Annotated in this window: 16 protein-coding genes; 8 read left to right on the forward strand and 8 right to left on the reverse strand. The window is 62.3% G+C overall.

What is annotated here, in order from left to right:
* Position 1: 1 nt before the first annotated feature.
* From ACTAQJ_RS22695 to ACTAQJ_RS22705, 3 genes are all read right to left on the reverse strand, one after another.
* Positions 2–682 carry a FadR/GntR family transcriptional regulator gene (locus ACTAQJ_RS22695; RefSeq protein WP_498699607.1) on the reverse strand — a complete coding sequence of 227 codons (681 nt, stop codon included), beginning with the start codon at positions 680–682 and terminating at the stop codon, positions 2–4.
* A complete protein-coding gene (locus ACTAQJ_RS22700) occupies positions 679–1,959 on the reverse strand; it encodes an MFS transporter (RefSeq protein ID WP_498699609.1) in 1,281 nt (426 codons plus the stop codon). Before ACTAQJ_RS22700 ends, ACTAQJ_RS22695 begins: the two co-directional genes overlap by 4 nt.
* 88 nt (positions 1,960–2,047) lie before the next feature.
* Complete coding sequence (locus tag ACTAQJ_RS22705) at positions 2,048–3,490, reverse strand: PucR family transcriptional regulator (RefSeq protein WP_498699612.1); 1,443 nt, start codon at positions 3,488–3,490, stop codon at positions 2,048–2,050.
* A 146-nt stretch (positions 3,491–3,636) separates the two neighbouring features.
* On the opposite strand from ACTAQJ_RS22705, the gene ACTAQJ_RS22710 reads away from it, so the two are divergent.
* Complete coding sequence (locus tag ACTAQJ_RS22710; protein ID WP_442006669.1) at positions 3,637–5,067, forward strand: gamma-aminobutyraldehyde dehydrogenase; 1,431 nt, start codon at positions 3,637–3,639, stop codon at positions 5,065–5,067.
* Between the two features lie 46 nt (positions 5,068–5,113).
* Entirely contained in the window at positions 5,114–6,469 is a 1,356-nt protein-coding gene (gabT, locus tag ACTAQJ_RS22715) for a 4-aminobutyrate--2-oxoglutarate transaminase (protein WP_498699615.1), read from the forward strand.
* A gap of 283 nt (positions 6,470–6,752) precedes the next feature.
* Here the strand turns inward: gabT and rarD are convergent, their stop codons facing one another.
* Complete coding sequence (gene rarD / locus ACTAQJ_RS22720) at positions 6,753–7,853, reverse strand: EamA family transporter RarD (RefSeq protein ID WP_498702244.1); 1,101 nt, start codon at positions 7,851–7,853, stop codon at positions 6,753–6,755.
* A 128-nt stretch (positions 7,854–7,981) separates the two neighbouring features.
* Between rarD and ACTAQJ_RS22725 the strand changes: the two genes are divergently transcribed.
* The 6 genes from ACTAQJ_RS22725 to ACTAQJ_RS22750 all read left to right on the forward strand — a co-directional run bounded on the left by ACTAQJ_RS22725 (position 7,982) and on the right by ACTAQJ_RS22750 (position 15,838).
* Positions 7,982–9,430 carry an FAD-dependent oxidoreductase gene (locus ACTAQJ_RS22725; RefSeq protein WP_498699618.1) on the forward strand — a complete coding sequence of 483 codons (1,449 nt, stop codon included), beginning with the start codon at positions 7,982–7,984 and terminating at the stop codon, positions 9,428–9,430.
* A gap of 148 nt (positions 9,431–9,578) precedes the next feature.
* Complete coding sequence (locus tag ACTAQJ_RS22730) at positions 9,579–10,940, forward strand: GAF domain-containing protein (RefSeq protein ID WP_498699620.1); 1,362 nt, start codon at positions 9,579–9,581, stop codon at positions 10,938–10,940.
* Positions 10,941–11,050: 110 nt separating this feature from the next.
* Complete coding sequence (exaC, locus tag ACTAQJ_RS22735) at positions 11,051–12,574, forward strand: acetaldehyde dehydrogenase ExaC (protein ID WP_498699622.1); 1,524 nt, start codon at positions 11,051–11,053, stop codon at positions 12,572–12,574.
* Positions 12,575–12,668: 94 nt separating this feature from the next.
* The gene (gene adhP, locus ACTAQJ_RS22740) at positions 12,669–13,691 is read left to right on the forward strand and encodes an alcohol dehydrogenase AdhP (protein ID WP_431116053.1); all 1,023 of its coding nucleotides are present in this window, start codon (positions 12,669–12,671) and stop codon (positions 13,689–13,691) included.
* Positions 13,691–14,125, forward strand: a complete 435-nt coding sequence (locus ACTAQJ_RS22745; protein ID WP_498699624.1) for a DUF779 domain-containing protein — start codon at positions 13,691–13,693, stop codon at positions 14,123–14,125. The genes adhP and ACTAQJ_RS22745 overlap by 1 nt, the downstream gene beginning before the upstream one ends.
* A gap of 156 nt (positions 14,126–14,281) precedes the next feature.
* Positions 14,282–15,838 carry an amino acid permease gene (locus ACTAQJ_RS22750; protein WP_498699626.1) on the forward strand — a complete coding sequence of 519 codons (1,557 nt, stop codon included), beginning with the start codon at positions 14,282–14,284 and terminating at the stop codon, positions 15,836–15,838.
* Between the two features lie 160 nt (positions 15,839–15,998).
* On the opposite strand, the gene ACTAQJ_RS22755 is transcribed toward ACTAQJ_RS22750, so the two are convergent.
* The 4 genes from ACTAQJ_RS22755 to ACTAQJ_RS22770 all read right to left on the reverse strand — a co-directional run bounded on the left by ACTAQJ_RS22755 (position 15,999) and on the right by ACTAQJ_RS22770 (position 19,583).
* Positions 15,999–16,634 (reverse strand): DUF2461 domain-containing protein, encoded by a 636-nt coding sequence (locus tag ACTAQJ_RS22755; protein WP_498699630.1) that lies wholly within the window; start codon positions 16,632–16,634, stop codon positions 15,999–16,001.
* Between the two features lie 133 nt (positions 16,635–16,767).
* Positions 16,768–18,249: a catalase gene (locus ACTAQJ_RS22760; protein WP_498699633.1), complete on the reverse strand. Its 1,482-nt coding sequence runs from the start codon at positions 18,247–18,249 to the stop codon at positions 16,768–16,770.
* A 14-nt stretch (positions 18,250–18,263) separates the two neighbouring features.
* Complete coding sequence (locus tag ACTAQJ_RS22765; RefSeq protein ID WP_224088431.1) at positions 18,264–18,743, reverse strand: Fur family transcriptional regulator; 480 nt, start codon at positions 18,741–18,743, stop codon at positions 18,264–18,266.
* Positions 18,744–18,773: 30 nt separating this feature from the next.
* On the reverse strand, positions 18,774–19,583 hold the full coding sequence (locus ACTAQJ_RS22770) for a hypothetical protein (protein ID WP_498699637.1): 810 nt from the start codon (positions 19,581–19,583) through the stop codon (positions 18,774–18,776).
* Positions 19,584–19,684 lie beyond the last annotated feature (101 nt).

The following is a 19,684-nucleotide window of genomic DNA, read 5'->3' on the forward strand; positions in this document are numbered from 1 at the left end:
GCTAGCGAGGGGTTTTGTCTGCACAAAAATCCAGGTTCCGGTAGACGCTCTGGACGGCTGCGTCGGGATCGTGTGCTTCCAGGGCATCCACGAGTTCGTCGTGGCCCTCGCGGGGGATGCCGTTGAAGCCTTCCTTGCGTTGCTGCCGGAGGAGGTCGTTGTGGAACACCCCGCCAAACGATACGTAGAGCTGATGCAGCAGCGGATTTCCTGAGGCCAGGGCAACGCGTTCGTGGAATTCCCAATCGGCGCGGGCCCATGTGGGGTAGTCCTCGGACTGCCATGCGTCATGGCGCAGGGACAGAAGGCGGCGCATCTCGGCCAGGTCTTCGACTGTGGCGTGCTTTGTGGCGAGGCGGGCCGCCTGGGTGTCCAGGCCAAGCCGCACTTCGACGATGTGTTCCTGGGTGTGCTCCAAGTACATACGCTGCGCCGCGCCGGACATTTCACTGTTGGCACGCACGTACGTGCCGTCACCCCGGCGGACTTCGAGCATGCCCGAGTGCGCCAAGGCCTTGATGGCCTCGCGCAGGGTTCCCCGCGAAACGCCCAGGCTTGCCATGAGTTCAGGCTCGGCCGGGATGCGCTCCTGGAGCGGCCATTCGCCCGATTTGATCATGTCCCGCAGCTTGGCGGTGATCTCCTCTGCGAGGGCCGGACGATGCGAAGGGGTAAGGGTCATGCTGTCCTCGGTCCGGTCTTGGTGGCAGTGCGCTTGCTCGTGAGCATGTGGCAGGTAACCATGAGCGCCACCGCCACGATGGACAGCAAGCTCAGGGGCAGCGCCCAGCCGCCCGTTGCGCTGTGGAGCAGCCCCATGCCAAAGGGGCCAATTGCCGCAATCAAGTATCCCAGCGATTGGGCGATCGTGGAGAGCGCGGTGGTTTCCGCCGTCGACCGTCCGCTGCGGCTGATGATTACCAGGACCAGCGGGAAGATGCCCAAACCAAACCCAAAGAGCACGGCGGAAACGAATGCCAAGGAGGTCGGTAACCAGATCATCGCGGCAATGGCAACCAAGGTGGAGCTGCTTGCGAGGTAGAGGGCAGGTCGCAGCATTCCGGGCCGGGAACCGAAGGCGAGCAGGATCATGCCAGCGGCCACGGAGACCAGCTGCATGATGCCAAACTGCAGCCCGCTTTCGGAGGCACTGAGGCCTTGGGAGGTGAGGATGTAAGCGAACCAGCTCATCACGGCGTAGGCGAGGAAAGCCTGGAAGGTGAAGATGGCGGTGATCAGGATGCCCAGACGAGTGCGGAGCAGGGGCCACATGGATATACGCGGACGGTCCGTCTTGCTGGAGTTCCGGTGCGAGTGGAGGACCACCGGCAGGAAGCCGAGCAGCGCTGCGACACCCAGGATGCCCCAGGCGGCAAGACCCATCGATGGCGAACCGAGCTGCTGCGCCAAGGGAACGCTGACTGCCGCAGCGAAGGTAGCGCCACCGGACATGGTGAAGGTGTAGAGGCCGGTCATCATGGAGGTGCGGTCCGCATAGTGCTCGCGGATGAACGACGGCATGGCCACGTTGCAGACGGCAAGGCCGGACATCGCCAGAACCGTTCCACCGAGCAGGGCGCCGGTGACGGGCACGCCGCGCACCAGCAAACCTCCAGCCAGCAAGGCCAAGGCGATGGCGATAGCCTTCTCCACACCCACGCGGCGGGTCAGCCACGAGGTCCCCATCCCTGCAACCGCGAAGCACAGCAGAGGAATGGAGGGCAGGATTGAGGCCACTAAGGCCCCGTAGCCCAGTACCTGCTGCAGCTCGTGGAAGAGCGCCGCTGCGCTGGTGATTCCGGCGCGAAGATTCAGTCCGATGAGCACCACGGCAATGATGCCGACGACGGCGACGACGCGCGTCTTGGGAACTGCCTGGCGTTGGTTTGTTGCCGAAGAAGCAGTGGCAATCGTAGGGATGTTTCCGGTGGTGGGGGTAAGAGGGGTCGTCGCAGCCATATCTAAAGGTTAGACGTTTGACGTCTAATGTCTACACTTTTGTGGCGAACCTCTCTGGGCGAACCTCTCTGTACGAGCTCGCGGATTACTACCGCGGGTTGCGCGAACCCAGGCGCTGCACCGCCAAGGCGAGCCAAAGCTGCACTCGATCCTGCGTTTGCGACGGGTCGTAACCAGTCAATTCGGTGATCTGGGCCAGCCGGTACCGCACGGTGTTGCGGTGCAGGGTCAGTGCTTCGGCGACGGCGGCGACGGACCCGTTGTGGTTCAAGTAGCTTTCCAGCGTGGCTACCAGTTCAGCACCGTGGGCGGCGTCGAACTTCCTCAACGGAGTGAGTGACTCGCTGGCCATGTCGGCCAAGGGAACATCCTCGCTGGCGAGCAACAGGGACGTCAGGCTCAGCCGCTCCGGCTCGTTGACCGGCAAGCCGTGCGCCACGGCGTCGCGCGCTTCAAAGTAGCTCCAGCGCAGGCCGTTCGGTTTGGTGTAGGCGCCGCCGATTCCGATCACAGCGTGGATTCCGGCCTCTTGCAAGTGGTCGCTCAGGCTCTTGGCCAAGGCTGTCGCGGAGCTGCCGTCGTCGGTGATGACGGTGACCAGATCCTTCCCGACGACGGCGCTGACGCCGGCTTCCAGCGCCTGGGGCAGCGAGATGCTCACCAGTTGCTTGTGGTGTGCCGTGGACTCCGCCACGAGCACCACGTTCTTCCGGGTGCTGTTGATTCCAACGCCTGCCAAACGGCGGGCGGCCTCTATGGTTTCCAAAGTGCCGTGGATGACGTCGTCCAGGACCTGCCCGGCCATGGCGCGCTGGGCCTGGCGCTGCTTGACCATATTGTTCAGCTCAACACTGATGAGGTTCTGCGCGTAGCTGACGATCCCCGAGTCCACGAATGGCTGCCGCAACCACAGCGTGCAGGCGTCCCTGCGGCCGGTGGGAATCGGGTACGAAGCCCAGCCGTCCGCCGTCGGGGCCGGTTTTCCAGGCACGCTGTTGTAGAGCTGCGCGCTGAACTGGGTGAGGACGACATCGGTGCGCAGCATGCTGCCCAACTGTTTCAGGAGCTCGCCCAGGCCACCACCAGTGAGGAGTGACCGGGCAAGGATCTGGTGCCCGGCCAGAAGCCGTTCCAGGTTCGAGTAGTGGTCAGCCGAATGTGACTCGGCAACGAGCTTTCCAATCGCAATGAAGGGAATCTCGTAGGGCACTTCGACCAGGGGCAAACCCCAACGGTTGGCTTCAGCGATGAGGGCTTCCGGAACGGACTCGTGGGTGAGTCCGATTCCGAAGCCGATGCCCACCGCACCTGCCCGCTGGACCTGCCGGACGAATCGGCGCTGGTCGGCGGCGCTCTTCAGGCGCAGGCCAGTGGTGAGGACCAATTCCCCGCCGCTGAGGAAGCGTTGTGGATCCTCCAGCTCCGTCACGGCCACCCAACTGATGTCCTGGTTCCAGGTTGTTTCTGCGCTACCTGTTTTACGGAGCTTCAAGGATGGGACAGCGACGAGCGAAGAGAGGGACATTGCCATGGTTACAAGCGTAACCCGGCGCTGGTCAAGCGCACTAAGGAGGGTATGCCGGTGTGTGCAGCTGACTATTCCTTGGACCCCTTCGCTGGCATAGGCTCTGATCAGCTAAAACCCATGCCCCAGACACCGAAAGAGGGTTGCACACCGTGGTTCAAACCTTGCAGAACTTCATCAACGGCGAATTCGTTACGCCGGCAGGTACGGGTCTCCTGGACATCGTGAACCCCACCAACGGGGAGATCGTTGCCAAGTCGCCGATTTCGGTGCAGGCCGATGTTGACGCCGCCATGACCGCAGCCAGCGAAGCCTTCAAGACGTGGAAGCATGTTACGCCGGGCCAGCGCCAGCTCATGCTGCTCAAGCTCGCCGACGCCGTGGAGGCCAACAGCGACGAGCTCGTTGACGCCCAGCACCGCAACACCGGTCAGGTCCGGTCCCTGATCGCTTCCGAGGAAGTTGCCGCCGGTGCAGACCAGCTCCGCTTCTTCGCCGGTGCAGCACGCATCATGGAAGGCAAGTCCGCCGGGGAGTACTTTGAGGGCCACACCTCCTATGTCCGCCGCGAACCGATCGGCGTCGTAGCCCAGGTTGCCCCGTGGAACTACCCGTTCCTGATGGCTATCTGGAAGATCGGCCCCGCACTTGCAGCCGGCAACACCGTTGTTCTCAAGCCCTCGGACACCACCCCGGAATCCACCTTGGTCCTGGCGCGCCTCGCCGGCGAGATCTTCCCGGCCGGCGTGCTCAACGTTGTCCTCGGCACCGGCGAAACCGGCGCGATGATGGTTGACCACAAGGTTCCCGGCCTGGTGTCCATCACCGGTTCCGTTCGCGCCGGCATCGCGGTCGCCAGTGGCGCAGCCAAGGGCCTCAAGCGTGCCCACCTGGAACTGGGCGGCAAGGCCCCGGCCATTGTCTTCAAGGACGCCGACATCAAGAAGAGTGCGGCGGCCATCGCCGAGTTCGCCTTCTTCAATGCCGGCCAGGACTGCACTGCCATCACCCGCGTGCTGGTGGAAGACTCCGTCCACGATGATGTTGTGGCGGCAATGGTGGAGCACACCAAGACCCTGCACACCGGTTCGCAGAACGACGAAGAAAACTACTTCGGCCCGCTGAACAACGTGAACCACTTCAACGCCGTCACCTCGGTGGTGGAGCACCTCCCGGCCAACTGCAAGATCGAGACCGGTGGCCACCGTGCAGGCGAGAAGGGCTTCTTCTTCGAGCCCACCATCATCTCCGGCGCCAAGCAGACCGATGACATCGTGCAGAAAGAAACCTTCGGTCCGGTCATCACAGTCCAGAAGTTCAGCACGGAAGCCGAAGCGCTCGAGTTGGCCAACGACGTCGAATACGCCCTGGCATCCAGCGTCTGGACCACCGACCACGGCACGGCCATGCGCATGAGCCGCGACCTGGACTTCGGTGCGGTCTGGATCAACACCCACATCCTCCTGACGGCAGAGATGCCCCACGGCGGCTTCAAGCAGTCCGGCTACGGCAAGGACCTCTCCATGTACGGCGTTGAGGACTACACGCGCATCAAGCACGTGATGTCTGCGCTCGACGCGTAGCACGTTCGCGTAACCCGTACGAATTTCCCAGAAAGGCAACCACCTCATGACCACTACCGCGAACGAACTCTCGTACCGCATCGAGCAGAAGCGCAACATCAACGGCGCCTTCCCCGGCCCCAAGTCGCAGGCACTGGCCGAGCGTCGCTCCGCCGTCGTTGCTGCCGGCGTCGCCTCCGGCGTCCCCGTTTACGTTGAAGACGCCGACGGCGGCATCATCCGCGACGTCGACGGCAACTCCTTCATCGACCTCGGCTCCGGCATCGCCGTGACCAGCGTCGGCGCGTCCGATCCCGCCGTCGTCGCCGCTGTCCAGGAAGCTGCTGCGCACTTCACGCACACCTGCTTCATGGTGACCCCGTACGAGGGTTACGTGGCTGTGGCCGAGCAGCTCAACCGCCTCACCCCGGGCGACCACGCCAAGCGCACCGTGCTGTTCAACTCCGGCGCTGAAGCCGTGGAGAACGCCGTCAAGGTTGCACGCCTGGCAACTGGCCGCGACGCCGTCGTTGCTTTCGACCACGCCTACCACGGCCGCACCAACCTGACCATGGCACTCACCGCCAAGGCCATGCCGTACAAGACCAACTTCGGACCGTTCGCGCCCGAGGTCTACCGCATGCCCATGAGCTACCCGTTCCGTGAAGAGAACCCGGAGATCACCGGTGCTGAGGCTGCCAAGCGCGCCATCACCATGATCGAGAAGCAGATCGGTGGCGATCAGGTTGCCGCGATCATCATCGAGCCCATCCAGGGCGAGGGTGGCTTCATCGTCCCGGCCGAAGGTTTCCTCCCGGCACTGTCCGCATGGGCCAAGGAAAAGGGCATCGTCTTCATCGCGGATGAGGTCCAGTCCGGTTTCTGCCGCACGGGCGAATGGTTCGCTGTTGACCACGAAGGTGTTGTCCCGGACATCATCACCATGGCCAAGGGCATCGCCGGCGGCCTCCCGCTGTCCGCGATCACCGGCCGCGCGGACCTGCTCGACGCCGTTCACCCGGGCGGCCTCGGTGGCACCTACGGTGGCAACCCGGTTGCTTGCGCAGCTGCCCTCGCTGCCATCGACACCATGGAACAGCACGACCTCAACGGCCGTGCCCGCCACATCGAAGAGCTCGCCCTGGGCAAGCTGCGCGAACTCGCTGGAGAAGTCTCCGTCATTGGCGACATCCGCGGCCGTGGCGCCATGCTGGCCATCGAGCTCGTACAGTCCGGTTCCAAGGAACCCAACGCTGAGCTCACCAAGGCCGTTGCTGCCGCTTGCCTCCAGGAAGGCGTCATCATCCTGACCTGTGGCACGTACGGCAACGTGATCCGCTTGCTTCCGCCGCTCGTGATCAGCGATGAGCTGCTCATCGACGGGCTCGAGGTCCTCGCTGCAGCCATCAAGGCCCACGCGTAACTCTCCCCGCTTGATGCAAGGAGGGCCGGGGTTTCCCCCGGCCCTCCTTGTGCGTTAACGGGCGGGCCAGAGTTCGCTGGAGCACGTCCCGTTCGCCGGAGCTACCCGGCGGTCCGGCACTGTTTCCGCGTCCTCGCGTGTGGCTCAGTCAAACGCACGACGGCGGTGCGCGTCGAGTTCGCCGGAGAGCTGCAGGTACGCCGGAAAATTCCGGTGGTTCTCGACGCGCTCCAGCGCCCTGGCACTCCTCCGGCGTTCTCGGCAGGAGCTAGTTCAGCGGGGGCTAAGCTCCCGCAGCGGCTGCGATCCGGGCCTTCTTCTTCAGCGACGAGTTCTTCTTGGCTGTGCGCAGCATGTCCACAGTGAGCACCAGCAGAGCGAGCCACACCACGCAGAATCCGATCCAGCGGGCGGTGGTCATGGTCTCGTTGAAGACGGCCAGCGCCACGATGAACTGAAGAATCGGTGCGAAATATTGGAGCAAGCCAATGGTGGTCATGGGCAGGCGACGGGCTGAAGCGCCAAAGAAGAGAAGCGGCACAGCAGTGATGACGCCGGATGCCAGAAGCAACCAGAAATGCCCGGGCCCAAGTGCGGTGAGTGTTGCGACGCCGCTTACCCCCAGGACAACCATGGTGGCGGCCGCAAAGGGGGCAAGGACCACTGTTTCCACGGAGAGACTGGTGAGCGCATCAACCCGGGGACCGACGCGCTTTTTTACGAACCCGTAGAGGCCGAAGCTGAAGGCCAGGATCAACGCGATCCAGGGAAGCTGGCCGTAGGAAAAGGTCAGGACGCCCACTGCGATGAAGCCGATGCCCACCGCTGCCCATTGGAGTGGCCGCAACTTCTCCTTGAGCACGAATACGCCGAGCAGGACCGAGACCAACGGGTTGATGAAGTATCCGAGGGACGTTTCAACGGCGTGGCCTGTGGTGACGCCGAAGGTATAGGTGAGCCAGTTGATGGCTATCAATCCAGCTGCCAAGGCCAAGGGGCCAAAAACTGAGCGGTCCTTCACGGCTGCGCCAAAGACCCGCCAGGCCCGCGTGACCGTGATCAGCAACGCACAGAAGATCAGCGACCAAACGACGCGGTTGGCAACGATTTCGATGGCCCCCGCCGGTTGAAGCGCGAGGAAGTACAGGGGAAGCAGTCCCCACAAAGAGTAAGCGCCAATCCCGAACAGGATTCCCGCCGTCGACTCGCTCCAGACCGGCTTTCGTCGGGTCCCGCCGCCAGAAGTACTGCCGCCAGAGGCGTGAAGTTCACTGCTGGACGCACTCGCAGTCGCGGCTTGGCTGGAGGTGGACGAGTTTGCGGTGATCTGCTCGGGTGTCGACACAATGTCGCCAACACCAAACGTGAGCGCAATATTCCGCAATGTTGGCATCAATCGCCTGTTTTCGTGTGACTCCCGCCATATAGGAGGCTGGGTGCAGGGCAGACATCTAGAATTGGAATCTGCGCGCCCCAACAACGGCGTGGCTTACTGCTTCGGAAGGGCTTACGGTGTCCAACTCAGCCGCAACCACCCCCAAACGTCCGCTTCGTGTCGCCATCGTGGGCGCCGGTCCCGCCGGCGTGTACGCTGCCGACATCCTGACCAAATCCAACGAGGTCAAGGACGGGGAAGTGGAGGTCAGCATCGATCTTTTTGAGGCGTACCCTGCGCCCTATGGGTTGATCCGCTACGGCGTGGCGCCGGACCACCCCCGCATTAAGGGCATCGTCAACGCCCTGCACAAGGTGTTGGACCGCGGGGACATCCGTTTCCTTGGCAACGTGACTTACGGCCGGGACCTGACGCTTCACGATTTCCGCGCATTCTATGACGCCGTGATCTTCTCCACGGGAGCGATTAAGGACGCTGACCTGAACATCCCGGGTATCGGGTTGGAAGGTTCCTTCGGCGGAGCCGATTTTGTTTCCTGGTACGACGGACACCCGGACGTTCCCCGCGATTGGCCGCTCGATGCCAAAGAGATTGCGGTCATCGGCAATGGCAACGTTGCCCTTGATGTGGCTCGGATGCTGGTCAAGCATCCCGATGAGCTGCTGGTTACCGAGATCCCGGAAAACGTATACGAGGGGTTGAAGAAATCGCCCGTTACCGACGTCCACGTGTTTGGGCGACGCGGTCCTGCACAGGTTAAGTTCACCCCGCTGGAATTGCGGGAGCTGTCCCACTGCAACGACGTAGACATTGTGCTGTACCCGGAGGACTTCGAGTTCGATGAAGCCTCCGATGAGGCAATCCGTACCAACAACCAGATCAAGACCATGGTCAACACCATGACCAACTGGCTGGTGGAGGAACACGCGGAATCCGAGCAGCCATCCTCGCGCCGTCTGCACTTGCACTTCCTGCACAGCCCGGTGGAGATCCTGGACTCGCCGGAAACTCCCGGCAAGGTTTCCGGCATCAAGTTCGAGCGCATGCAACTGGACGGAACCGGCAACGTCAAGGGCACCGGTGAATACGTGGAGTACCCGGTGCAGTCCGTCTACCGCGCGATCGGCTACCACGGCTCGCCGCTTGAGGAGCTTCCGTACGACGCCCGCCGCGGCGTCATACCGAACGACGGCGGTCGCGTCCTGGATGCCGACGGCAAGCCCGTTCCGGGAATCTATGCCACCGGCTGGATCAAGCGTGGACCTGTAGGCCTGATCGGTCATACCAAGGGCGATGCCCTGGAGACCATCGGCTGCCTCCTCGAAGACCGGCTCACATTGCCTCCGGCAGAGAACCCGGATCCGCAGGCCATCATCGATCTCCTTGAGCAACGCGGCATCGAATACACCACCTGGGAGGGGTGGAACCGCTTGGATGCCCACGAGGCCGCCCTCGGTGCCGCGTGGTCCAAATCGGAGTCCGAATCCGGCAACGGCAACGGCGTGATCCGGGAACGCATCAAGGTAGTCCCGCGTGAGGAAATGATCCAGATCTCCCGCGGCTAACCCTTGGGTTTGTGTACGCTAACGCCCTCAACAGGCTTCGCAAAAGGCGTCAGCTGTACACAAACTCCATTCCTGGAACTAGACTTTCGAGTACTGTGCCGCCAGCACATACGCAGCGCACTGTCACTGCGGATTACCGGGGAGTTCGATGAGGAATCCAATCCATCCGCCTGTTCGAGGCAGCGAAGCCGGGAGGCTGGTGCAGAAGCGCGCCCTGGCCGCCCATGAAAACCTGGGAAGCCACGAACAACTGGACATGCTGCGGGCCGGGACTCCTGAGGAAATCTCCGGCCTCCGGCGCTTGGTGCGCGAGTCCTGGCAGCGCTCGGCCAGTCTGCAGGCCAATCCCGATGTTCCGGAAGCGCCGCTTGCGATGGACCGCGACGAACTGGAGGACTACCGCCGTCAACACCCGCTGGCCGCGATCATGCCTGTCATCAGAAAGTTGCTGGTCCAGCCCAGCCATGACAGTGGGCTGCTCGTGGCGGTGGGGGACGATGTCGGGCGGCTTTTGTGGGTGGATGGCGATCCCGTCATGCAGCGCAGGGCCGAGGGAATGATGTTCGTTGCCGGCGCCGATTGGTCCGAGGCCTCAGTGGGTACAAGCGCTCCCGGGACGGCGCTTGCCCTGGATCGCAGCATCCAGATCTCCGGTGCCGAGCACTTCAAGAGATCAGTTCACCCATGGAGTTGTACCGCCGTTCCCTTCCATGATCCCGATTCCGGTGCCGTGCTGGGGGTCGTGGACATCACTGGAACGGAGACCGCGGTGGCCCCGCACACGGTATCCCTGGTGGAAGCAACCGTTGCGGCTGCACAGGCCCAGTTGCGCATCGAACGCCTCCAGCTCGCCGCCGCGGTCCGGGAAAAACCACGACGCCGGAGCTCAACTTCTGCTTCCAGCCACACTCTGTATCGGAATAGCCTGCAGTTGTTGGGCCGCGATCAGGCCCTCCTCAGCATTGATGGCCGGACCGTTTCAGTGTCGGCCCGGCACAGCGAAATCCTGGCTATCCTCTGCAGCCAACCGGCCGGCCTCAGCGCGGATGACCTTTGCGCCCAGCTATACCCGGGAGACGGCTCGGCGGTGACGTTGCGGGCGGAAATGGTGCGCCTGCGCAAAGTTCTCCATGAACTCAGCCCCGGGGCGGTTCCCGAATCGAGGCCCTACCGCTTGCCTGTTGAGTTGCTTCCCGATTCGGGCCAAGTGCTCAGTTGCCTGCAGCGCGGTGCCCACCGGATCGCCTTGGAGATCTACAAAGGCGCAGTCCTGCCGCGCTCGGAAGCGCCCGGCGTCGTGCAGTTGCGTGAACGGGTTTCGCATCTGTTGCGGGAAGCGCTCCTGAGCGACGGCAGCGTTGATTCGCTCTTGAAGTACGCTGAGCTGCCCGAGGCCAAGTACGACGTCGATCTCCGCCTTGCCGTCCTGAAGCTGCTGCCGCCGCGCTCACCCAAGCGGGCCGCCGTCGTGGCTGACCTTGAGCGGATCGAAACGGAACTGTCGGCCTGAACCATTAAGCGTGAGCTGACTCACACGGTTGCAACGTAGCTGCAACCTGCCCTCTCCTAGGCTCGAATCAATGGCGACAGCCACCGTGATTCGCAGCAAAGGAGCTAGCAATGACCGTATATGCACAGCCGGGTGCCGAGGGTTCGAAGGTCACCTTCAAGGACCGGTACGAGAACTGGATCGGCGGGGAGTGGGTTGCTCCCGTCAAGGGCGCCTACTTCGAAAACATCACGCCCGTCACAGGCAAGGCTTTCTGCGAAGTTGCCCGTGGCACGTCCGAGGACATCGAACTGGCACTCGACGCCGCGCACAAGGTCGCGCCATCCTGGGGCAAGACGTCAGCTACGGAACGCGCCGCAATTCTGAACAAGATCGCAGACCGCATAGACGAGAACGTAGAGCTGCTCGCGGTTGCCGAGACGTGGGACAACGGCAAGCCGGTCCGGGAGACCCTCAACGCGGACATTCCCTTGGCTGCCGATCACTTCCGCTACTTCGCTTCGGCTGTCCGTGCCCAGGAGGGCCACCTTTCCCAGCTCGATGAAGACACCACCGCCTACCACTTCAAGGAACCCCTGGGTGTGGTTGGCCAGATCATCCCCTGGAACTTCCCCATCCTCATGGCCGTGTGGAAGCTGGCCCCCGCGCTTGCCGCCGGTAACGCCGTCGTACTTAAGCCAGCCGAGCAGACGCCGACGTCGATCCTGGTCCTCATGGAATTGATCGGCGACCTGCTGCCCGCGGGTGTAGTGAACGTCGTCAATGGTTTCGGCGTGGAAGCCGGAAAGCCGCTGGCTTCCAGCCCCCGTATCCGCAAGATCGCCTTCACGGGCGAGACCACCACAGGCCGGCTTATCAGCCAGTACGCGTCCAACAACCTCATCCCTGTCACGTTGGAACTTGGCGGCAAGAGCCCCAACATTTTCTTCGACGACGTCGCAGCCCAGAATGACGCTTTCTACGACAAAGCACAGGAGGGCTTCACGCTTTTTGCCTTCAACCAGGGCGAGGTCTGCACCTGCCCGTCGCGTGCTTTGGTCCAGGAGGGGATTTACGACTCCTTCATGGCAGACGTCGTAGCCCGCACCAACAAGATCATCCAGGGCAACCCGCTGGACACTGAAACCCAGATCGGTGCCCAGGCTTCGAACGACCAACTGGAGAAGATCCTCTCCTACATCGACATCGGAAAGCAGGAGGGCGCCAAGGTCCTCACGGGCGGCGCACGGGCGGAGCTTTCCGGTGACCTTGCCGGCGGCTACTACGTCCAGCCCACGATTTTCGAGGGCCACAACCGGATGCGGATCTTCCAGGAGGAGATATTCGGCCCTGTGGTCTCCGTGACCAGGTTCAGCGACTACAACGACGCTATCGGCATCGCCAATGACACCCTGTATGGCCTGGGTGCCGGCGTTTGGTCGCGCAACGGAAACGTCGCCTACCGCGCGGGCCGGGAAATCCAGGCCGGCCGCGTGTGGGTCAACAACTACCACGCCTACCCGGCCGGTGCCGCCTTCGGTGGCTACAAGTCCTCAGGCATCGGCCGTGAAAACCACGCCATGATGCTGGACCACTACCAGCAGACCAAGAACCTCCTGGTCAGCTACAACGAGAACAAGCTCGGCTTCTTCTAGGAGTTTGTGGTCAGCCGATGCCCCTCATTATTCGGAAAGGGGCATTGGCTGTGCACCATCCCGCTTCATTCGGAGAGATCAAAGGAGATCGTCAATGTCCACAACCATGCAAGCTGCAGTAGTTACGGAGTTCGGAACCGACCTTAAGGTCATGGAGATGGAAAGGCCGACGCCGGGTCCCGGCCAAGCGCTGGTGCGCCTGATCACGTCGGGGGTATGTCATACCGACCTGCATGCGGCCGAAGGTGACTGGCCGGTCAAACCCACCCCTCCGTTCGTGCCCGGCCACGAGGGAGTGGGAGAAGTAGTGGCCCTCGGCGAAGGAGTTACGGACGTCGCAGTGGGGGACATTGTTGGCAATGCGTGGCTGTGGTCTGCCTGCGGAGATTGCCAGTACTGCCGCACCGGGTGGGAAACGCTGTGCGAGTCCCAGCAGAACGGTGGCTACAGTGTGGACGGCTCGTTTGGCGAGTACATGTTGGTGGACACACGTTTTGCAGCGCGCATCCCGGAGGGCTCGGATCCCGTGGAGGTTGCTCCGGTATTGTGCGCCGGAGTTACCGTCTACAAGGGCTTGAAGATGACCGAAGCCAGGCCTGGCCAGTGGGTCACGATCTCTGGAATCGGCGGATTGGGACACATTGCCGTCCAGTATGCGGTAGCCATGGGACTTCGTGTGGCCGCCGTGGATATTGCCGACGACAAGCTGGCGTTGGCCAGGGAACATGGCGCTGAACTAACGGTCAATGCTCTGCATGAGGATCCAGCCGAGGTCATCCAGCGCGAAACCGGCGGCTGCCACGGTGTCCTGGTGACGGCGGTGCACCCTTCTGCTTTCGGGCAAGCAATCGGAATGGCCCGCCGTGGTGGGACCATCGTCTTCAACGGGCTTCCTCCCGGTGACTTCCCGGCACCCATTTTCGAGATCGTCCTTAAGGGCCTCACGGTGCGGGGATCGATTGTTGGCACCCGCCAGGATCTTGAGGAAGCGCTGGAGTTCTACGCACAAGGCAAGATCAAGCCCACGGTCTCCACCCGTGAGTTGTCTGAGGTCAATGCGGTCTTTGACGAGATGAAGCATTCCAAGATCGATGGCCGAGTGGTTCTGAAGTTCTGATGGACCACCCCGTATTGGAAGCTGCGGTGACGCTCTCCGGGGAGACCTTTTCCCGGGTGGCGCTCACCGCGGCCTCCGTCGAACTATTACGGAAGCTCTGGGAGCAGCATGGCCCGCTCATGTTCCATCAATCCGGTGGGTGCTGCGACGGCTCCGCTCCCATGTGCTACCCGGCGGGGGAGTTCCTCACCGGCGATTCAGATGTGCTCCTGGGCCGGTTCGATATCGGTGCAAGCTCCGGAATCGGAGCGGGCCAGGATCCAAAGCCTCTCGAGTTCTGGATGTCCAGGGAACAGTTCGCCTACTGGTCCCATACACATCTCACTGTTGACGTGGTCCCAGGCCGAGGAAGCGGCTTCTCTGTCGAGTCCCCGGAGGGTAAGCGGTTCCTGATCCGCTCCACGATCATGGACTGGGACGTTCCGGGTGTTTAGCGGTGTGACGGGGGCTACTCGCCTCCGTCACACCAGTCACATCAGTAACGTGGACTCGGGGACCGTCTCACTATCTGGGATAAATATGGTCGTCCACTGACCGGACACTATTCTTGATGAGTCCTATACCACCCCCATCCAGAATGTGGCATTTTTATGAACATTTTCAGGACCAAGTCGATCGAGCAGTCGATCGCCGACGCCGACGAGCCCGGGCGCAAGCTGAAGCGAAGCCTCAGTACCTGGGACCTGATGATCATGGGTGTCGCCGTCGCTGTCGGTGCCGGTATCTTCTCCGTTGGTGCCAAGGCTGCTGCAAACTTTGCCGGCCCGGCCGTCACCATCTCCTTTGCCATCGCAGCCGTCACGTGTGCCTTGGCCATCATGTGCTATGCCGAATTCGCCACGGCAATCCCCGTGGCAGGCTCGGCCTACGTGTTCACTTACGCCACCATGGGCGAAGTGCTCGCGTGGATCATTGGATGGAACCTCATCCTCGAACTCTTCACTGCTGCCGCGGTGATCGCCAAGTACTGGGGCATCTATCTCAGCAAAGTCTTCGCCCTGATGGGCCTGGATATCCCGCCGGCGCTCAGCCTGGGCGGCGTTGACCTCTATTGGGGCGCCTTCCTCATTGTCGCGATCTTCACGGTGCTGCTGGTGCTGGGGACGAAGTTGTCCGCCCGCGTTGGCAATATCTTCACTTTGATCAAGATCGCGGTAGTGCTGTTCGTGATCGTTGTGGGCTTCAGCTACGTGAAGTTCTCCAATTACACGCCGTTTATTCCCGCCTCGGAGCCGACAACGGGCACAGGTGCCGCCGATGTCATGAAGCAGTCATTCTTCGGCTTCCTGACCGGTGCTGCTCCTGCCCAGTACGGCACATTGGGCATTTTCGCTGGTGCTGCCCTGGTGTTCTTCGCGTTCATTGGGTTTGACGTTGTTGCAACCTCTGCGGAAGAGGTCAAGAACCCGCAGAAGACACTGCCGCGCGGTATCTTCGGTGGCCTGGCTGTAGTGACGTTGCTCTACATCCTGGTCTCCCTTGCCTTGACCGGCATGGTCTCCTACACCCAACTGGCTGAGGAAAAGAACCCCACGCTGACCACAGCTTTCGAGGCCGTGGGCAACAACGACGCCGCCAAGGTCATTGCCTTCGGGTCCCTCGTGGGCCTGACCACCGTGATCATGGTGCTGCTCATGGGCCTTTCCCGTGTTGTGTTGGCCATGAGCCGCGACGGCCTGCTGCCGCGGTCCCTGTCCAAGACCAGCGAGAAGCGCTCCACCCCTGCACGCCTGCAGATCATCTGTGGTGCAGCAGTTGCCCTGGTGGCCGGATTGACCAACGTGGATCTCCTCGAGGAAATGATCAACATTGGAACGCTGTCAGCCTTTGTGATGGTCAGCCTGGGCATCCTGGTGCTGCGCAAGAAGCGTCCGGACCTCAAGCCTGCGTTCCGGGTCCCGTTCGGCAAGGTCTTGCCCTGGGTGTCCGCGATCCTGTGCGTCTACCTCATGACCAACCTGGCAGTGGAAACCTGGATCTTCTTCGCGATCTGGCTGGTCATCGGCATGGTCATCTACTTCTCTTACGGGCAGCGCCACTCGCGGCTCAACGAGAAGTTCGCCTCAGCCAGGGCAGCCGTTAATGGCGGTTCTGCAACCCCCGCGGTCAAGGGCGACGAGGACGAAGACTCCTTTACCAAGGTCTAAACCAATCCCAGCTGCTTGTCAGACAGCTGGCTTTGAATCACCATCGAAAGCGCTCGGGAGCATCAATTCCCGGGCGCTTTTGGTGTACCCAGTCGCTTTTGGTGTTCCTGGGCCGTCAACCTACAGCACTGCGGCCGGACACCCTGAAGCGGGCAGAGGCCTACGGCGCAGCGTGCTTCCCCACCCAATCCACCAGCGGCCTCAGCACTTCCCAGCGGTCAGCGATTTCCTGTTTTGCTGACGGCGTGGACAGCCATTCCGGCTCACCAACCTCCACCCCGGCAGACAAGGACTTGTGCTTAAGGAGCTCGGCGCGTGGATGATCTTTGTCGAAGCCCCGTGGAACGGTCTTGAGCTTCTCGCCTTGGATGGCGAAACCGGCTGCGGCAACTGAGCCCACAATCTGCTGCAATTCCCCTCCACTGTCAGGAGCGTCCACAGCCGCGCGGAAGCGTGCCAATTGCGCAGGAGTATATGAATGGCAGCCGCCGCCGATCAACAGGCCATCGGCGCTGACTTGGAGGTAGAACCCGAGGCCTTCGTGTGACGCTGCGAAGGCGCCCTGGGCCGTTTTGTAGGGCGACTTGTCCTGGGAGAACCTGATGTCCCTGTTTGGCCGGAAGATCTTCGCCGGCCCGAACTCAGGCTCCAGCTCCGAAAGGAGGGCCGCCAGCGGCTCCTTGACGGCGGCGTCGTAGATGTCTTTGTGCTCCAACCACCACTCGCGGTTGTTGTTCTCTTCCAGTTCTTCATAAAAGCGGAAGGCTGCGGACGGAATTCCCTCGAATGTGCTCATGGAAGGATCCTATGGACCACGGGTCCGGCGCAGCCAGAGCCCAGCCGGCTTATGTGGAAAACAAACAAGAACACCCCGCCGCGGAGAAGATCCGCAACGGGGTGTTCCTGGGAAAGCAGTAAAGCAAAGACGCTTAGAGCTTGTTGGCTGCTTCGGCGTCGGAGGAGGTCTGGCCTGCACCGAGGTTGGCGCGCAGCTTGGCGCCGAGTTCGGCGTCAACGTTGGTCCAGTACTGGATGGCGCGTTCCTTGATGTCGGCGCTCTTCACGCCGCCCACGGCACCGGTGATGGTGTCCAGAAGGCGGGCCTTGGCGGCGTCGTCGTAGACCTCGCGGTAAAGGGTACCGGCCTGGCCGAAGTCACTGTCCTCGGAGTGCAGGGTGTGCGCGGAGAGGGTGAGCTCGCCGTCGTTCTCCCAGCCACCTGCCGGTGAAGCGGGCTCAACAGCAGCCGGGCCACCAACGGAGTTCGGTGCGTAGACCGGGGTGGTGGGGGCGTTGAACAAGTAGCGTCCGGCGCCGTCCTGGCTGTAGTTGTTGACCTGGTTCTTGGGCTGGTTCACCGGGATCTGGGCGTGGTTGGTACCCACGCGGTAGCGGTGTGCATCGGCGTAGGAGAAGATGCGGGCCTGCAGCATCTTGTCCGGCGAGGCAGCGATGCCCGGTACGAAGTTCGACGGCGCGAAGGTGGCCTGCTCGATCTGCGCGAAGTAGTTCTCCGGGTTCTTGTTCAGCTCCATGGTGCCCACGTGGATCAGCGGGTAGTCCGCGTGCGGCCAGACCTTGGTGAGGTCGAACGGGTTGAAGCGGTACGTCTTGGCGTCCTCGTAGGGCATGACCTGGACGTGCAGTTCCCAGGAGGGGAAGTTGCCGGCTTCGATGTTCTCGGAGAGGTCGCGGATGTAGAAGTCTGCATCCGAGCCTGCCAGCTCCTCAGCCTGGTCGCCTGTGATGGTCTTGACGCCCTGGTTGGACTTGAAGTGGTACTTGACCCAGAAGCGCTCACCAGCGGCGTTGATCCACTGGTAGGTGTGCGAGCCGTAGCCCTGCATTTCACGCCAGGAAGCCGGCAGGCCACGGTCGCCCATGAGCCAGGTGACCTGGTGTGCGGATTCGGGGGAGAGGGTCCAGAAGTCCCACTGCATGTCAGCGTCACGCAGGTGGGTACCCGGGAGGCGCTTCTGGGAGTGGATGAAGTCCGGGAACTTGATGCCGTCGCGGATGAAGAACACCGGGGTGTTGTTGCCCACGAGGTCGTAGTTGCCCTCGGAGGTGTAGAACTTCACGGCGAAACCGCGGGGGTCGCGCCAGGTGTCAGGAGAACCATTCTCGCCGGCAACGGAGGAGAAACGGATCAGCATGTCCGTCTCGACGCCCGGCTGCAGGAATGCTGCCTTGGTGTAGGCCGATACGTCCGAGGTGGTCTTGAACGTACCGAAAGCGCCGCCACCTTTGGCGTGCACTACACGCTCCGGGACCCGCTCGCGGTTGAACTGTGCAAGCTTCTCCACCAGGTAGTGGTCGGTCAGGATGATGGCACCGTCGGCGCCGACGGACTTGGAGTGCGCGTCGGAAGTAACGGGGGCACCTGACTGGGTTGTTGAAATAGCAGTCATTGTTCTCCTTGTTCTTATTTTTGAGTTACGGACGTTTGTTTGGGGAGCTGTTGTTTTGCCTGGCAATCCTGGCAGATGCCCTGATACAGGACGTCTGCGATCTGGATGGTCATTGGCTTGGAATTTTCATCCCAGTGCGGTGTGAGGCACGGTGCGTGTCCCACGGCGCAATCCACGTCTTCCACGCGGCCGCAACTGATGCAGACAGCGTGGTGGTGGTTGTCGCCTACCCGGGTTTCGTAGAGCGCCGGGGAGTGTGGGGGTTCAAAGCGGCGCAGCATCTGCAAATCCGTGAGGTCGCTGAGCACAACGTAAACGGACTGCGCCGTCAGTTCAGGAAGCTCTTTGCGGGCAGCGGCAAGGATGCCTTCTGCCGGGGAGTGCGGATGGTGCTGGACCGCGGCCAGCACTGCCAGCCGCTGTTTGGTCACACGCCTGCCGTGGGCATGCAGGGCACTGGCCCATGCTTCCTGGTCGGCTGTGTGATCGGTCATGCACTCATTGAACCACTTATTTTGAGCAGTTCACAATAAGGCAAAGCTAACTTCCGGCAAATTAAACAAATCCACCATCGGATTGGCTTGCTCCGCGGCAGATCGACCCACCGCGTGGATGCGAAGGGCTGAACCCGGATTCCCGCCTTCGATAGCTACGCAGCTGAAGCCGGTGAGTCCACTGCTCAGCGGCAGCGCACCCAGGGCGCTCCCCATGGCAACGAGTTCCCCCGGCAGGACACTGGAAATCGCAGCCGCCCCGCTGGCGGGCTCAATCACGCTGTGGTGGCGGGCTGCATCAACTGTCGCGACCAAGGGGACCGGCACCTGGACGGGTACGACGCCGGACGTGGCCACAGGCGCGGATCCCACCTGGCCGGACCCCACCTGTGCAGGGGCTTCTTTCGCGATGCTGGCGGCACCAAGACCCAGCGAATCCCGGAACCGCGCATCCATGATGTCCAGGCTGTCCTCAGGCTCGGGCACCCGATGGTGGGCCGGCAGCGCGAGTTGGCGTCCCGGCGTCGTGCTTTCCGCCTCCCAACGAGCGAAGAGGTGAAACGTGGGCGTAGACGACTCAGCCACCGGCTCGCCGATAGCGGAACCCAACGGGTGCCAACGGTGGGCGAACATCACGGCGAACCGCTTCGCTCCAAGGACGTCGTCCAATGCTGCCCGGGCGAGGTTGTGGCAGAACAACCAGTCGGCCGCCGAGGATTCCGTAAATTCCGTGGAGGGGTCCGAGAGGCGGATCAGTACGTGCCCGGCCGTCAAAGGGTGGCGCGGCCTGGCAATTTCCCAGATTCCCGAGCGGAACAGCAATCGTCGCGACAAGACCATGTGGACTCCTTCCCCCGGGTGAGCCTACCAACCAGCGCGTTACGGCGGGAGACGCACCATTCAAGCCAAACGGACAACGACGTCACTGGGGTCGCTAGGGT

This window comes from Arthrobacter sp. alpha11c (assembly GCF_054149985.1).

Bases quoted from the DNA above. Each gene is read 5' to 3' on its own strand.
- ACTAQJ_RS22755 (WP_498699630.1), bottom strand. From the start codon at position 16,634: ATGAGCACATTCGAGGGAATTCCGTCCGCAGCCTTCCGCTTTTATGAA.
- ACTAQJ_RS22765 (WP_224088431.1), bottom strand. From the start codon at position 18,743: ATGACCGATCACACAGCCGACCAGGAAGCATGGGCCAGTGCCCTGCAT.
- ACTAQJ_RS22700 (WP_498699609.1), bottom strand. From the start codon at position 1,959: ATGGCTGCGACGACCCCTCTTACCCCCACCACCGGAAACATCCCTACG.
- ACTAQJ_RS22760 (WP_498699633.1), bottom strand. From the start codon at position 18,249: ATGACTGCTATTTCAACAACCCAGTCAGGTGCCCCCGTTACTTCCGAC.
- ACTAQJ_RS22705 (WP_498699612.1), bottom strand. From the start codon at position 3,490: ATGGCAATGTCCCTCTCTTCGCTCGTCGCTGTCCCATCCTTGAAGCTC.
- adhP (WP_431116053.1), top strand. From the start codon at position 12,669: ATGTCCACAACCATGCAAGCTGCAGTAGTTACGGAGTTCGGAACCGAC.
- ACTAQJ_RS22745 (WP_498699624.1), top strand. From the start codon at position 13,691: ATGGACCACCCCGTATTGGAAGCTGCGGTGACGCTCTCCGGGGAGACC.
- ACTAQJ_RS22750 (WP_498699626.1), top strand. From the start codon at position 14,282: ATGAACATTTTCAGGACCAAGTCGATCGAGCAGTCGATCGCCGACGCC.
- ACTAQJ_RS22730 (WP_498699620.1), top strand. From the start codon at position 9,579: ATGAGGAATCCAATCCATCCGCCTGTTCGAGGCAGCGAAGCCGGGAGG.
- exaC (WP_498699622.1), top strand. From the start codon at position 11,051: ATGACCGTATATGCACAGCCGGGTGCCGAGGGTTCGAAGGTCACCTTC.
- ACTAQJ_RS22695 (WP_498699607.1), bottom strand. From the start codon at position 682: ATGACCCTTACCCCTTCGCATCGTCCGGCCCTCGCAGAGGAGATCACC.
- ACTAQJ_RS22770 (WP_498699637.1), bottom strand. From the start codon at position 19,583: ATGGTCTTGTCGCGACGATTGCTGTTCCGCTCGGGAATCTGGGAAATT.
- gabT (WP_498699615.1), top strand. From the start codon at position 5,114: ATGACCACTACCGCGAACGAACTCTCGTACCGCATCGAGCAGAAGCGC.